This window comes from Planctomycetia bacterium, assembly GCA_016795155.1.
Lineage (GTDB): Bacteria > Planctomycetota > Planctomycetia > Gemmatales > HRBIN36 > JAEUIE01.
In genome coordinates, this window is the sequence record JAEUIE010000023.1 from 49,790 (window position 1) to 64,988 (window position 15,199).

A 15,199-nucleotide genomic window follows, 5' to 3' on the forward strand; every position below is an offset into this window, starting at 1 on the left:
ATGAATCATGAAATCAGTCAATCTCGTATGTCTCATCTGTCTCTTCTGCCCGATTGGGTTGCTGGCACAGGACAATAAACCGATCCGATGGAAACAACTGGTGCAAGCCGGTGCGCAGGCGTTGCCTGATGTTCTCCATGAACTGGAAACTTCCGATGCCACCAGCGCCAACTGGCTGCGCACCGCTGCCGATGCCATCATCGAAAAGGAACTGGCAGCAGGCCGCACGCTGGATCTGACCGCATTGGAAACTTTTCTGAAAGATACTTCTCACAAGCCACGCAGCCGACGCATGGTGTATGAATGGATTATTCGAGTGAATCCCGATTCCCGGCAGAAGCTGCTGGCTGGATTCCTAAACGATCCCAGCATGGAGCTTCGCCGCGATGCAGTGGCTGAAGCTCTGGCTCAGCTTCCCAAAGAGGGGGACAGAAAAGCAGGTCTGCGAAAAATATTAAACAGTGCCCGCGACCGTGATCAGGTCGATGCCATCGCCAAGGAACTGAAAACGCTGGGCGATGAGGTTGATCTCGCTGCCCACTTCGGGTTTGTTCGCGACTGGATGGTTCTTTCCACATTCGACAACACCGGCGAGAAAGGTTTCGCTGCTGTCTATGAGCCGGAAAAGAAGTTGGATTGGAAATCACTGCCCACAGGTAAAGATAACAAGCCCGCTGCCTGGAAGCGGGTCACCAGTGCCGATCCTTATGGCAAGATCAATCTGGCCAAGGATGTAGGCAAGCACAAGGCAGCCGTGGCTTATGCGGTAGCCATCGTGAAAGCTGACAAACCAGCACCGGTCGAACTGCGAGCCAACAGCCCCAATGCGGTTAAAGTCTGGCTGAACGGCAAGGAACTCATCGCCCATGAAGAATACCATCATGGCGACTCGATGGATCAGTACATAGGCAAAGGTGCCCTGCAGGCTGGGGAGAACATTATCCTCGTCAAGATTTGTCAGAACGATCAAAAGGAAGTCTGGGCACAAAGCTGGGAATTTGCCCTGCGTGTTTGCGATGCTACCGGTTCCGCCTTCAAGGTGGAACTCGTACCTGCACCTGTTCAGACCGCCAGCGTGGAGAAATAACCGATGCGTAACATGGCAATTCTTAGCGTGTTTATTTTCAGTAGCGCCTTGCTGGCGAGCGATTGGCCCGGCTATCGTGGCAACGGTACCGCTGCGGGCAAAAGCAATGCTCCACTGACCTGGAGCAAAACAGAGAACCTGCTCTGGTCTGCACCATTACCCGGCAAAGGCCCCGCCAGCCCCATCGCTATCGGCAACACCGTTTTCATCACCGCCAGTTCCGGATTCAAGAACGACCGGCTGCATGTCATGGCGTATGAAGGAACAACAGGCAAGAAACTCTGGGAACGACAACTCTGGGCTACAGGTCGCACTGAATGCCATCCCAAATCTTCGATGGCTGCTCCCACGCCAACCGCTGATAAAGAGCGTGTCTATGCACTCTTTGCAACGGCTGATCTCGCCTGTTTCGATCATCAGGGTAACATGCTCTGGTATCGGCCACTCACACAGGAATACCCCAGCATCTCAAATCAGGTAGGCATGGCATCATCGCTATTGCTAGCCGACCAGACTCTCATCATTCCCATGCAGAACACTGGTGAAGCGTCGTTCTACCTCGCGGTCGATACTGCGACAGGAAATGATAAATGGAAGATCAAGCTCAACAAGGAAGTAGCTTGGAGCACACCATGCCTGATGAAGCAGAATAATCGACAACTGTTGGTCTATCAGGATGATGTGGGGTTGCATGCAGTAGATGCTTCAACAGGCCAGCCTGCCTGGAATTTCACGACGTTCAAAACCAATGGTATCGTCGGGCCATCCGTGCTGGATAACGACAAGATCGTCGTGGCAGGCGATGAATTTGCAGTGCTCAAGCCGGGCGCTGATGACACCACACCGAGCATCGTCTGGAAAACCAACAAGGTTCGCCTGGGTTATTGCACGCCGCTGCAACTCGACGGCAAAATGATTACGCTCACCAACAACGGCGTGATCAGTTGCATCAAAACTACCGATGGCACCGTGCTCTGGCAGCAACGGGTGAAAGGCAGTTTCGCCGCCAGTCCGGTTCTGGTGCAAGATAAAGTCTTGGTAGTCAACGAAGAAGGCACGTCATTCATTCTTGAAGTCGGCGAAAAGGAAGGCAAGATTCTCCACACCAATGCCCTCGGTGCCGAGAACATGCTGGGTACTCCAGCCGTAGCGAACGATAAACTCTACTTCCGCTCCGATGCCATGCTCTACTGCGTAGGCAAGAAACCATAATAAAAAAGTTGATAGCTGTGGCAGGGTCATGCATGTACTCATGCATGACCCTGCAAGATTACCGAGTTGTTGCACATCCAGCAGGGTCATTCGGAGTACCGGATAACCCTGCCACACTCACGTCTTACTTCCGCGCCTTCAATCGATCCATCACCGACTTGCGGCTCGAATCGAACGCAAACGTCTCCAGCACGCGGTGAAGATTCTCCTTGTCGATCAGATGATCGTAAAGCAGCACCGCTGCCCGGATGCGGTCATTGTCAAAGCTGAACTGCTTCAACAGCACGATGGCTTGATCGCTGGTGACATAGGCACTCAGCAGATGATCCTCAAGAAATCCGATCTTATCCTTATCAAACGCCTTGCTGCGGAAGTTCGTTAAAAAACGATTGAAGCTCTCGTTAGACATGGCAGTCGGGCGGTTGTTGAAATTCCCTTGGGCTTGCATGAGTTGTTTCAGTTGCAGTTCGATACGTGTCAAGAGAAGATCTACCTTGTCGCGATTGGCAGAGCCAGGCGTCCTCTTCAGCAACTCCCTCGCTTCCGCCAGGTCTTTGAGCATGCCTGCAACGGGTGAATTCGCATCTTCCCGATTATTGCGTTCGGTGGCAAACTGCGCCTGCAGCGATGGTACACAGTAGAGTGCGATGAGTACAACAATGCGGTACATGGTATCACCAGAGTAGTGGTTGTCTTAGTTACTTGCATTGATCGTACACTTCCCAAACATGGCTGCAAGCTCGGTTTACTGTTTGATCCACCAGGCAATTCATGTAAAGTATGTTCACCTTTACGAGTGAACAACGCATTCTCCCCTCTCCCTCCTGGGGAGAGGGGTTGGGGGTGAGGGGTTCTTGTTGTTAGGCACAATAAGTGGAAATGAGTGATAAGGAAATACCATGACACCCCGCAAGTTTGCACCACGCTGGTTACTTTTGATTCTGCCACTGCTTACCATGGTGGCCATTGCCCAGGTCGGTTCCCAAGTAAAACCCCTGGCAGCAGTCATGAGCGATGCTGCCAACCACTGGCTGACGCTGCTCCATGACGAGGAAAAGAAAACCGCCTGCTATGCCTTTGATGATAAGGAACGCTTTGCCTGGTTCTTTGTCCCGCTGCAGGACAAGGACAAAAATCCAACCCGCAAAGGCCTCCGGCTCGAGAAGATGAACCAGGCCCAAAAAGATGCGGCAATTGATCTGGTTAAAACAGCACTCAGCGAAGCTGGCTTTCGCAAGGTGCAAACCATTATCTCCCTCGAAAGTCTGCTGGCGGAACAGGAAAAAGGCCGTGGCCCGGTACGCAATCCCGGCTGGTACTTCCTCACCATCTTCGGCACACCCAGCCTGACATCTGCCTGGGGCTGGAGAATCGATGGGCACCATCTGTCACTCAACATCACCATCGATAACGGCCGGGTTGTCAGCGTCACGCCAGCCTTTTTCGGTTCCAATCCAGGTGAAGTAAAAACCGGCCCCCGCCAGGGCACCAGACCACTGGCTACTACGCTTGATAATGCGATAGCTTTGGTAGCTTCACTGAGTGCCGATCAACAGAAACTGGCGAAGCAGAAAGACGCGTTCCCTGAAGTGCAGGGCGGTACGCTAGCTGCAAAAGTCACAAATCCCCCCGGCATTCGTTTCGGCGATCTGCAGCCGCCACAACAGGCAGCCATGCAGCAACTGCTCAATGCCTATTTGGAAAATTTCGCTGGAGAGTTGCAGGCCAGCGAACGGGCCCGGATGCAAATGGCTGGTCTCGACCAGATTCACTTCGCGTATTCAGGCACCATGGAACCCGGCACACCGGTTACCTATCGACTGCAAGGCCCCAATCTACTCGTCGAATTCCTCAATGTGCAGGGCGATGCTGCGGGCAACAAGAACAACCACTATCACAGCAGTTGGCGGGCCTTGCCCTCCGATTTTGGCAAAGCAGCCAGGTAGCTGAACCAGACCGAAACTCAGACTGTCCTAATTCTCGGCTGACTCTTAGAATAGGCAAAGCAAACCGGAGGGGTGGCAGAGCGGTTGATTGCACCGGTCTTGAAAACCGGAGACGCGCGAGCGTTCATGGGTTCGAATCCCATCCCCTCCGCTCCATAATCACAGATACCCTATTTTGCAGTATCGTTTCGCGGATTCCTCAGAAAATACATCCTGCCATCCTCTGCCCCACCCACGAAATCCGGGATGCCATCAGCATCGAAATCAACCACCGTCGGACTGACGTCGTGGCCTTCGATATTCTGTTTCGCCAGCGTTTGAGGCTTGCTGAACATCCACTTTCCATTCTTTTCTCCCAGGCCGCGATACCAGTCGGCGTTCTTTGAATTAACCAATAAATCCATCACGCCGTCGCCATCCCAGTCGGCAACGCAGAGTTTTCTCCGGCCTGAGCCACCTGCAGGCTTGGCATTCAACCTTAGAGCCTGACCTGATTCATCCACCAGAATACGCTGCGGCTGCTGGAGCAGCAGTTGTTCCCCCATTTTCGTACGCGGGAAATAGGCCAGATACCCTTCGTGATCGAGCATGATCAGGTCATGGAGACCATCCCGATTCAAATCGTGTACCACAGGTGTCGTTCGCCACTGCGTCAGCAGCCCCTTACCGGTCGGCTTGCGCCAGCCCCACTTCAGTGCAGGTTGTTCGGTTTTCCATTCGACTTCAATCGGAATCGGACCGGTAAACCGAGGCACATGCCGGTTGCCAACGTTCTTCAGCCAGCACACCTCGCCGAGAATGCTGTTCAGCACGATATCGGGCAAGCCATTCTGATCCCAGTCTGCCACGCTGAAAGTGGTGTAACCCCACTTCGCCTCAGCGGGGCCTTGAATGCTGCCGTTGGGTCCAGCCTTGATGCGAAAAGGCTTATCGCCGATCATAATCTTTTTCGGAGCGGCCCACTTGGGGTTGGCTACCCCTTTGCCACTCAGGTTCTCGAACCACTCAATGTAACCAGCGGTGTTACCACTGATCAGATCAATATCGCCATCTGCATCCCAGTCAAATCCCACGGGTGTTGCCAGCGCTCCGCATTTCAGTGTGTCTGCTTCCTGCTGAAAATACCGGGGCTGGTTAAAAATGGGTGATCTATCGCGGTGATGCGTTCCGGTGTTTCCAATCAATGCTACCCGGCCATCTTCGTCGCCGACAATCAGATCGAGGAAGCCATCCTTGTTCCAGTCGAAAGCGACTGGAACAATCATCTGCAGATCCATTCTTAAGGGAGCACCCGACGCATCGAGCAAGTGAATGCCCGAACGATACTGGGGCTTCGTTCGTGTCCCCACATTCTCGAAGTAGGTGAAGCCATCAAGGAATTCGCCACAGAGTAAATCCAGGTCGCCATCGCCATCGAAATCGGCAAAGTTGGGTGACGGACAACCATATACACTGATGCGTTCACCTTCAGCGAGTACATGGAAAGGCGGAGCATACTTTGGGGCATCATCTGTGCCCAGATTGCGATGGATGAGCACAAAACCATGCAGCGGGCCGTTCACCCATTCGCCCCGTTCATTCCAGGCATCGTCCCAGCCGTAGTAGCTCCAGTCTTCAATGCCAGTCACCAGGTCGAGCTTGCCATCGCCATCGTAATCAACGTAACGCCATTGATTATGCCGCACCTTAGGCCCTTTGGTCTGCGGCCCCTCGGGCTTGTAGAAGTTGGCTGCAAGGGGCAAAGGCATCCGCTGATCCAGTCCGGTTTTATTGAAATCCTTGTATTCAAAGCCGGGGCTGAGCACACGCATTTTCCCATCCACATAACTGGGCATGACATAATACTTCGTGGCACTGAGGCGTTTGCCAGGCTTGAACACTGGCATCTTGTGAACGGTCGTATCGCCCTGCGTATTTTCAAACAGCCAGACACCATTGGAAGGTTTGTCGGGGCAGCTCACGATCAGGTCATAGTCGCCATCGCCATCCGCATCGCAGGGAATCGGCCAGGCCCACAGGCCAACACCAAGGTCTACCATCAGGCCAGGGTGGTTGTACTTCAGAGGCTGTAAATCCTGCCCAAAGCAGCTAACAAACGAAGCACTGCCGACGAGAATCAGAACAGCAATCCAGTTACGCATCATGTCAACCCCATCAACGGAACACTCATGATTCTACCATCTCTGAGGATACTCTCATTCTGTTCAAAATGCTTTACTCTCTACAAGACGATTGCCACACCTGCAAATAAGTTTAACACAGCAAGTCTCTTTCCCTTCAGGGTACCCCCATGTTGATGCGAACCATTTCTGCGACATCACTGTTGCTTTTGACTTACTGCACCATCCAGGCGACCGATTGGCCACAATGGCTGGGCCCCAAGCGAGATGGCGTTTGGCGCGATACCGGCCTACTCGAAAAGTTTCCGGAGAAAGGCCTCAACATCCGCTGGCGCAAACCGCTCGGCAAAGGTTATGCAGGCCCTGCCGTTGCTGATGGCAAAGTTTACGTGATGGACTGGAACCGCTCCAAGGATAAGGATGGCAACAATGTCCGTCCCACCAAGGAAGGCATTCCCGGTGCTGAAAGGCTTCTCTGCCTCGACGAAAAAACAGGCGAGATCATTTGGGAATATTCACACGCGGCACATTACAAGGTTTCCTACCCCAATGGCCCGCGCGTTACGCCGGTTATTGAAGACGGCAAAGTCTACTGCATCGGCGCCATGGGACACATGTTTTGCCTCGATATCAAAACAGGCAAAGCCCTGTGGACCAGGGAACTGATGAAGGAATTCGATACGCCTTCGCCCGTGTGGGGATTTTCAGCTCATCCACTTATCGTTGGCGACCTGATTTACACCCTGGTGGGCGGTAAGGATTCCGCTGTTGTCGCATTCGACAAGAACACCGGCAAAGAACGATGGAAAGCACTCAATTCGCAGGAAGTGGGCTATGCTCCACCGATCCTGATGAACGTTGCAGGCACCAGCCATCTGATCATCTGGCTTTCCGAAACGGTGAACGGCCTCGATCCGCAAACCGGCAAAGTCCTCTGGACTCACAAATATCCTGCTGATGGTAAAGTGGATCGCCCGGCTGTTTCCATCGTCATGCCTCGCCAGGTGGAAAATGACAAGCTCTTTGTCACTACCGTTTACCACGGCCCGCTGATGCTCAAGCTGCATCAGGACACCCCTGCCGCCAGTGTCGTCTGGCAGGTCGAAGGCAGCATGAACAAGCCACCATCCGGCTTATCCGCACTAATGGCTACGCCGGTCTACCTCAAGGGGCATCTCTACGGTGTGGACATGCAGGGACATCTGATGTGTTGCGATGCAGTGGATGGCAAAGTCAAATGGCAGACCTTCGATCCCATCATCGATGACCAGGCAAAGAAATCCAAACGCGCCATCAAGGAAATCGATTGTGGCAACGCCTTCCTGGTGCAACTGGGCGATGACAGCGATCAGTTCCTCCTCTTTAACGACACCGGCTTTGTCATCAAGGCCAAACTGACACCCGAAAAGTACGAAGAGCTGGGCCGGTTCAAGCTGATCGAACCCACGCACGATGCACGAGGCAGGACTGTGGTCTGGTCGCATCCAGCCTGTGCCAACAAGCACATCATCGCCCGCAACGATAATGAGATCGTCAGTGCATCCATGGAGAAGGCGAACTGATTTGGTAGTCCTCACTCTCCGAGTGAGGACGGCGGGGTTGAGCTTACTTTCCATAGACATGTAAATAATCGATGTCTCGGAAGCATTAGAGATAACAAAATACAATGAGTCATCACTCGGAGAGTGATGACTACTATCTCTTTTCGTGAGTAGTGCAAAAACTCCCCAACTATGAGATTGGCATAATGAGGATTGTCACGGAGATATTCGCGAAGAAAACGGAATTGTGATTCGGAACGAACTAAGTGATCAAACCCGTCTTGTTGCCAGAACCGGCCTGATCGGTGCAAAGACTGGTTAATCTGATTGGCAGTGAAACGTTTCCATGATTCGCATTGTGTAAGCATGGATTCGTTGTCTGGAAATGCAACCAGCAAGTGAACATGATTTGGCATGATGATATAGTCAGTCAATAGATATCGTTGGCCGTCGAAATGGTGCAGGCTTTTGCTCACCATAGAGGCGAGTTGCGGATTTCGTAAAACACATTCACCGTGGCATTTGTCTAATGCTGTCATCCATCGATTTTGAAATAGCCGCAGGAATTCACGCTGAAGGTCAATGGGCAATAGCCGGTGAGCATCCGGCTGACTGGCTTGATCGATTGGCAGATGATGTGCAATCAACCATTCTATTCTTTCGGATTGCCACGCCTTCACTATATGTTCGGGCATCGAATCATGAGTTCGCCAAGTGATGAAACTGACTGCCCCTTCCTGTTGCCAATGTGGAAGATGACGCTCAACAACGGTCGTATCATCCTTCGGCTCAAAGAAACGCAGTAGATCAGGAGTCATGATGGATAGTAGTTCTCTCTCGCCGAGTGAGGACGGCGGACTTGAGCCTCCCACACATCGCAACATAAACGATCGATGTCTCGGAAGAATTGGAGACTGGCGTCAGTCGCTGAGTCATCACTCGGAGAGTGATGACTACTATCCAGTTTTATTGCCACGTCTTCTTCGGAACACGCTGTACACTCAGTTCCGGTTTCTTTTCGTTCATGCGGTGGGCATCCTGAATCTGAATCTGCATGGGTGTGCCCATCAGTTTTGTTCCATCGTTACCCTGGTACTCCACCGTCATGCGAACACTGCGCAGGGCATTGTTATAAGTGTTCCAAGGCAGCCAGAGTGAATAGCCCCAGCCCGACAGGTCCTTCCGCATCAGCATCGGCAGATGTTCAGGCAGAATGGTCCAGGTTTCCAATGGTTGAAGCTGGCCACCCTGCAGCGGCTTGTCTTCATACATGCGAACAATCAGTGTGCCATTGACGGCAATTGTTTCAGCAGGTTTGCCTGGCTTTTGCTGCTGGAAAATAACCCGGCCTGCAAACCCAGGTGAAGGCATGCCGCCCTGATGTGCCATCAGTTGAACATCAACCCCTTCCTGCCAAAATGCAATCAACTCGTTGGGCGTGCCACATGGAGCTTTCTTTTCTTCCCACAGGGACGTGAAATCCGTGTCAGAAAAAGTTTTGCAGCCAGCCAGCATGGCCAGCGTGAGGAGTACCAGTTTCCCCAACATCCTTGTCATGGGAATGATCCTTAGGAAATGGAGATCAGGGTTGTTGTCCGCCACTGGCAAAGCCGGTGTTGGAGGGAACAGGCTGCGACACCCGCTGCAGCGCTTCCTGCATCGGCACCACCACCTGCGATTGCTGGGTGGTGATCGGTGCATAGGTTACTGTCGTGCGATAATTGCCAATCTGCTGTGCCTGTGTGGGCTGGAAATTCTGAGCTGAAGCAGGTTGCATGCCCTGTTCCGCCATCTGCATCTGCATGGCCTGGCCATAGGTCATGGTTTGTCCAGGAGGCAACTGCTGGAATTTCGGTGGCGTTGCTCCAGGTGGTTGCATCCAACCTGGATTGATTCCCGGTGGATTCGCGCCAGGTGGATTGCCTACGGGTGGATTCGCACTGGGCGGCGGAATAGTGTTCAAAGGTTGTGGAACCGGTTGAACTGTGCCTGGTGCTTTCAGCTTTTCGTCCACGCCTGGCTGTGCAGTACCCGGTGCAAAGTAATTCTGATCGAACGGATTGACAATAGCGGGTGCCAGCGAGTTCTCATTGCAGTTTTCCTTCAGGAATGAGGCTCCAGGCAATGCACCGTGAATGGATTGCACATCATCCAGCGACCACGACATCTTGCGGGCTTCTTCCATAAACACACGCTCAGCATCCATCGGATTGCGAATGATGTGCGGTGTCAGGATGATCAGTAGTTCCGATTTCTGCTTGATGTGTGATCGATAGCGGAACAAGGCTCCGATGTAGGGCAGGTCGCCCAGCCAGGGAATGCCTCGCTGGATCTTTTCATCGCGTTTGCTGATTAAACCACCAATCACCACCGTTTTGCCGTCCATCGCATCAATCGTAGTGCTGGCAATGGTCTGATCCAGAATGGTTCCCTGCACGCCGTTACCCAGATCAACCGTGCTTGGTGAAATGGACGAAACTTGAGGTTCCACACGCATCACCACACGGCCATCGGGGCTGATCTGAGGCAGTACCTTCAGAATGATACCTACCTGCTGCTGGTCGATATTGTTGGTAATGAGGCCGTTGGCATTGATGTTCACTCCCGTGATGATAGGCACCTGTTGGCCGACCGAGATCAAGGCCTGCTGATTATCACGTGTCACAATCTGTGGTCGACTCAGCACTTCAATGCGTCCCTGGGTACGCAACGCCCGCACCAGCACATTGACACTGTCCGATGCTGCCGAGAAGACAAAACCACCAATACCGTTTCGTGAGGTACCCAAGCCGTAGTTGGTCAGACCTCGCATACCCACCACGTCGGGATGAATATTCGATGCATTGTTCTGATTGACCGTAGAAACATTATTCCAGTTGAAACCAGGGTTGCCAATGGCCGGCTGTGTCGGGCTGGTGGTAACGGGCTGCGGATTGAACAGGCTACGCTGGAACAGCACTGGCGACTGCAAGCCCACTTCCACGCCGAACTCATCACTGTTATCCAGATCGACCTTGGCAATCAGCACCTGGATGGCCACCTGAGCAAGTTCGATATCCAGTTGATCGATCAGTCGCATCACTTCCGGGAAGAACCGTTGTGAAGCACCTACGATCAGCGAGTTGTTCGTGGCATCAGCGATCACTGTCACTTCACGATCCGACTGCATGAACGTTGTCAGATCGTTCAATTGAAGAATCGTGATCTCATTGCGGTAGAAGCTGTTCAGATTCGTTGCGACGTTACCAGCCTGGTTGTTCTTCAGGCGAACGACCTGGAACTGGCGATCGCGAATGGCAGAACTGTCGAGATTGTTGAGCAGCACATCGATCAGGATCATGTCGCCTCGACCGGCTGCGACGATCAGCGAATTAGTACGAATATCGACCGAGAAACGTGGAATCAGTGGCTGCGGACCCTGACCCTGGGCTGCAGAGAAATTCATCAACTGCTGCTGCAGATTTCCAAGAGCGCCCTGCTGAAATCCACCTTGATTGCCAAAGCCCTGCTGGCCGGTTCGCTGCTGATTGCCCAGGAATACACCCTGGAGAGTCTGCATTGCCATGTTGGCATCGGTGTTCTTCAATCGGAACACTTTGACATCTGCAGTGATCGTTGGAGGCACATCCAGTTCATCAATCAGCTTTTCCAGCATGCTGATCGATTCAGGAGGTGCCGAGATCACCAGGCGGTTGGTGCGAACATCAGCATAGATGCCTACATCATCAAGCAACCCGGTTTCAATGCGGGCCTGCCCCGGCTGGGTGAATGCCAGGCTGACGCCGCGGCGATCCTGTGTGGTGCCCTGTGCGCCAAATCGGTTGGCCTGGTTGCCAAACAAATTAGCAAGGCCGCCGCCAAAGATGTTCGGCTGTTGAAACCCCTGCTGCCCCTGTGTACCCTGCTGTTGGGTTGCAGTTCCCAATAATGCCTGGGAAAGAGCCTGCTGAAGCAAGGTAGCTAATGTCTGGGCATCAGCATTCTTGAGTTGCTTGATGCGCACTTCATTGATAACGCGTGTTTCCGCCTTGTCGAAGAACTCGACAAGATTCATGATCTCTTTCAGATCTTCCGGCCCGGCATGCACCAGCAGGGTATTCAGCTTCACATCCGGGAAGATGCGGATTTCATTCGGCTCCGCGCTGCCATACCGCTGGGCATAGAACTGCTGCAGCGTGGTGGCGATGGATTGTGCATTCGCCCGACGCAAGTTGATAATCTTGGGTACGGATTTGGGATCATTGGGTTTGTCGATCAACTTAATGATCTTTTCAATCTCGGTCATCGCCGTCTTGGGCGCGCCGATCAGAACCGAGTTCTGCCGGAGAATGCTCATGATGAGCATGCTGCCGGGCTGCAAGGGCTGAGCTGCTGCTCCAGCAGGTTGCTGTTGCTGCATTTGGCCCAAGCCGCCTTGTCCAAACTGGCCTTGTCCGAATCCTCCCTGGCCAAACCCTCCCTGGCCAAAACCACCCGGGCGTGCTCCACCAGCGCCACCACCTGCTGCAGGCCCTCCCATGGCACTGGTGCCGCTGATGATGCGTACGATGGGATTGTACCGTGCGAAGATCGTGGAAAGCTGGTTGGTCGCTGCAGTCGCATCGAGAAACTCGAGCGGGAACATCTTCAGTTCTGTTTCCGCGCTGGGTGAACTCGATGCTAACTGCTTGAGGATCTCTTCGATCTCAGCAATGTCTTCCTTGGCGCCGATGACGACCACCTGGCCATCAGGAAGCACTTCCACCACGACATCGCCACGTGGAGCAGCGAGCAGGTTTCTGTCTGGTTGAGGTTGTGCCGGAGGTTGATTACCTTGTCCCTGAGGCTGGGCTGCAAGGGCTTGTGCGCCCGTTTGTTGAATACTGTTGTTGTTTTGATTGTCTTGAGCGAAGGTCACTTTCGTCCGCGGGTCTTCCTTGACCCTATCTGCAAAAAAATCCGACCCTCCAGGCTGCACCTGGGAACTCGGTGCAAAAATGGGAGGCGGCTCCTCAGTACGGTTCAGACGGCCTCCTCGACCTCCACCACCGCCACGATTCCCGCCACCACCACGATTGCCACCACCACCCATGCCACGGTTTCCACCGCCGCCACCACCCTGGTTACCACCACCGCCAAATCCGCCCATGCCACCCATGCCACCGAAGCGTTGCATCATGGCATTACGCATGGCTTGGGCTGGATCCATCTGGCCCTGGCCACCTTGTGTATTGGTTCGGTTCTTACCCGTAATAGCATCGACTGCTCGCTGCAACATCTGTGGATCGGCTTTGCCAACGTTGATCACTTTCACCTGCCGATTGGCATCGACCGCTTCCTTATCCAGATCCTGCAGCAGGTTTTTTACTTCGTCCCAGAGGATATCGGGGCAGTTCATCACCAGGCTGTTGTCCTTGGTGTTGGCTGCCACATAGAACTTGATGCTGCGTTCCGGCTCCTGCTGCCTCTGCTGCTGCATGAACGGATTAAATGGCATGCCGGGCTGCTGGCCACCGCCGGTGGGCCGCTGTTCCACATATTCCCGGTATATTTCCTTGAGCACATTCGCCATTTCCGTGGCATCGGCATTCACGAGCTTGACAATGCGTGGCTTGAGTTGCAACTTCTGATCGATGTTATCAATATCGAGTTCTGTCTCGATGAAACGCTTGATGGTCACGACAATCTGTCGTGGAGCTCGAACCAGAATCGAATTGGTTCGCTTGTCTGCAGCCAGGCGTACGGTTGGTCCCGTTATGGCATCCATCGGTCGGCCACCGCCACCGCCAAAAGGCATCATGGCGCCAAAGGGGTTAGCGTTCTGCTGGCGTTTGCCATTGATCAGTTCATCGAGCGTGTCGCGAACGGTCTGGGCATTGGAATTTTTCAGTGGAATGACTTCATAATATTCATCACCCGTTTTGGTCAGATAGGCAATAATCTGCTCTGCGAAATCAAGTGCTTCCGGATCGTCACTGCCGATCATAATGCCATCCGTGCGACTGAGCGTGGCAATAAAGATGGGTTTTTTCGGATTGCCCGGCTTGTTCTGAAGGACTACGGGTGGCTTGGCTTCATCCACCAGTTGCTCAATCTTAGCGGTGTTTTGAGGCTTCATCCCCTTGCGGGAATTTTCCAGTTCCTGGGCCAACACCGGTTCATAGGTGGAATAAACTGGATTGGATCGAAGCGATTCGAGCATGTAAATCAGGTTGGAGACGTACTGCGACGCGTTGCCCGACGTGAGTTTGACAGTCCGGATGGAATCTTCAGAGCTGGCCTGTGGCGTACCCTGTTTGCCGGGCTCCACGGGTGGAGTGGCTTTGAGTGCATTCAGGCTCTGCAGCAGATTGCGTATCTGTCTGAGTTGAGCCTTGTCGCCTTTCACGAGCAGTTTGTTCTGAGTGGGTTCGAATTGAATCTTGGGTGCATTGGGCACCGGGTTGGTCTGCCCCGGATTCAGGTTGAATAGACCTTTGGCAGCGGTTTCCATCGAAGCGCCATCCGCCGAAGGACGCATCGAGAAAACTTCAAAATCTCCATCACCAGAAGCTGGATCGATGGTATCCAGAAGCTTTTTCATATGCCGAAGGTTGGCAACCGTATCGGTCACCAGCAGCATGTTGGCACGGGGTATCTTCTGGAATTTCCCAAAGTGGCCTTTGCGGCTGGTCAGATTGAGTTCCGCATCATCTACCGGAATGGAATTCAGTGTAAATGATATCTGGCATAGTTCAGAAGTTCCGTAGCGTTGCTGATCATATGGCTTGTCGAGATCGAGATCATCTACCGTGATGTTCGGCAGATTGGTCGTATCGATGCTCTGCGGTTCTTCACTGGAGACCAGAGTGAAATTGTGTTTGTTCCTCAGGATGATGATCTTATCCTTCACCAGCGAACCATTAAGGATATCGATGATCTGCGGCAGAGTGTATTTCTTGCCAGCCGGGCTGATGAAATTGAAGGTTCCCTGTGGCTTCAGCGTGCCAACGACGGGCATGCCACCGCTGTTGTCGGCCAGCCAGTCGAGCACCTTGTCCCAGGGGGTGTCTCGGAATTCAAAAGCATAAGTCTTTTGAACCGGTTTCGGCGCAACTTGCTTGGAGGGGTCTTCCTGTCCCCATGCTGAAAGCGTTACCAGGCCGACACTGAGTGCCGAGGCAGTGGTAACGGCAACGATACGCTGTTTCCAGCTTGGAAAACGATGCATGGCACTCCCCCTGTCATTCCGACCCGGTGCAGTTTCCCGTTTATCAGACCTTGCTAAGTCCCCACCCGACAAAGTCTACGCAGAATCTGCACGTATCTGTATTA

General features: G+C 53.2%; 9 protein-coding genes and 1 tRNA gene. 5 read left to right on the top strand and 5 right to left on the bottom strand.

Features of this window, described 5'->3' with window-relative positions:
• Positions 1 to 7: 7 nt before the first annotated feature.
• Entirely contained in the window at positions 8 to 1,087 is a 1,080-nt protein-coding gene (locus tag JNJ77_09675) for a hypothetical protein (GenBank protein MBL8822844.1), read from the top strand.
• A gap of 3 nt (positions 1,088 to 1,090) precedes the next feature.
• Positions 1,091 to 2,299 carry a PQQ-like beta-propeller repeat protein gene (locus JNJ77_09680; GenBank protein ID MBL8822845.1) on the top strand — a complete coding sequence of 403 codons (1,209 nt, stop codon included), beginning with the start codon at positions 1,091 to 1,093 and terminating at the stop codon, positions 2,297 to 2,299.
• A 124-nt stretch (positions 2,300 to 2,423) separates the two neighbouring features.
• Here JNJ77_09680 and JNJ77_09685 read toward each other — a convergent pair whose 3' ends face one another.
• Complete coding sequence (locus JNJ77_09685) at positions 2,424 to 2,969, bottom strand: DUF4476 domain-containing protein (GenBank protein ID MBL8822846.1); 546 nt, start codon at positions 2,967 to 2,969, stop codon at positions 2,424 to 2,426.
• A 229-nt stretch (positions 2,970 to 3,198) separates the two neighbouring features.
• Between JNJ77_09685 and JNJ77_09690 the strand changes: the two genes are divergently transcribed.
• Together JNJ77_09690 and JNJ77_09695 are read left to right on the top strand one after the other, a co-directional pair.
• On the top strand, positions 3,199 to 4,245 hold the full coding sequence (locus tag JNJ77_09690) for a DUF3500 domain-containing protein (protein MBL8822847.1): 1,047 nt from the start codon (positions 3,199 to 3,201) through the stop codon (positions 4,243 to 4,245).
• A 66-nt stretch (positions 4,246 to 4,311) separates the two neighbouring features.
• A tRNA-Ser gene (locus tag JNJ77_09695) sits at positions 4,312 to 4,396 on the top strand.
• Between the two features lie 19 nt (positions 4,397 to 4,415).
• Here the strand turns inward: JNJ77_09695 and JNJ77_09700 are convergent.
• Positions 4,416 to 6,386, bottom strand: coding sequence for a VCBS repeat-containing protein (locus JNJ77_09700; GenBank protein ID MBL8822848.1), 1,971 nt, complete (start codon positions 6,384 to 6,386; stop codon positions 4,416 to 4,418).
• A 149-nt stretch (positions 6,387 to 6,535) separates the two neighbouring features.
• On the opposite strand from JNJ77_09700, the gene JNJ77_09705 reads away from it, so the two are divergent.
• Positions 6,536 to 7,927 (top strand): PQQ-like beta-propeller repeat protein, encoded by a 1,392-nt coding sequence (locus tag JNJ77_09705; GenBank protein ID MBL8822849.1) that lies wholly within the window; start codon positions 6,536 to 6,538, stop codon positions 7,925 to 7,927.
• A gap of 11 nt (positions 7,928 to 7,938) precedes the next feature.
• Here the strand turns inward: JNJ77_09705 and JNJ77_09710 are convergent, their stop codons facing one another.
• From JNJ77_09710 to JNJ77_09720, 3 genes are all read right to left on the bottom strand, one after another.
• Positions 7,939 to 8,724: a transposase gene (locus tag JNJ77_09710; protein MBL8822850.1), complete on the bottom strand. Its 786-nt coding sequence runs from the start codon at positions 8,722 to 8,724 to the stop codon at positions 7,939 to 7,941.
• A gap of 148 nt (positions 8,725 to 8,872) precedes the next feature.
• Entirely contained in the window at positions 8,873 to 9,463 is a 591-nt protein-coding gene (locus JNJ77_09715; protein ID MBL8822851.1) for a hypothetical protein, read from the bottom strand.
• Between the two features lie 25 nt (positions 9,464 to 9,488).
• The gene (locus JNJ77_09720; protein ID MBL8822852.1) at positions 9,489 to 15,095 is read right to left on the bottom strand and encodes a hypothetical protein; all 5,607 of its coding nucleotides are present in this window, start codon (positions 15,093 to 15,095) and stop codon (positions 9,489 to 9,491) included.
• Positions 15,096 to 15,199: the final 104 nt, after the last annotated feature.

Bases quoted from the DNA above. Each gene is read 5' to 3' on its own strand.
- JNJ77_09675 (MBL8822844.1), top strand. From the start codon at position 8: ATGAAATCAGTCAATCTCGTATGTCTCATCTGTCTCTTCTGCCCGATT.
- JNJ77_09680 (MBL8822845.1), top strand. From the start codon at position 1,091: ATGCGTAACATGGCAATTCTTAGCGTGTTTATTTTCAGTAGCGCCTTG.
- JNJ77_09685 (MBL8822846.1), bottom strand. From the start codon at position 2,969: ATGTACCGCATTGTTGTACTCATCGCACTCTACTGTGTACCATCGCTG.
- JNJ77_09690 (MBL8822847.1), top strand. From the start codon at position 3,199: ATGACACCCCGCAAGTTTGCACCACGCTGGTTACTTTTGATTCTGCCA.
- JNJ77_09700 (MBL8822848.1), bottom strand. From the start codon at position 6,386: ATGCGTAACTGGATTGCTGTTCTGATTCTCGTCGGCAGTGCTTCGTTT.
- JNJ77_09705 (MBL8822849.1), top strand. From the start codon at position 6,536: ATGTTGATGCGAACCATTTCTGCGACATCACTGTTGCTTTTGACTTAC.
- JNJ77_09710 (MBL8822850.1), bottom strand. From the start codon at position 8,724: ATGACTCCTGATCTACTGCGTTTCTTTGAGCCGAAGGATGATACGACC.
- JNJ77_09715 (MBL8822851.1), bottom strand. From the start codon at position 9,463: ATGACAAGGATGTTGGGGAAACTGGTACTCCTCACGCTGGCCATGCTG.
- JNJ77_09720 (MBL8822852.1), bottom strand. From the start codon at position 15,095: ATGCATCGTTTTCCAAGCTGGAAACAGCGTATCGTTGCCGTTACCACT.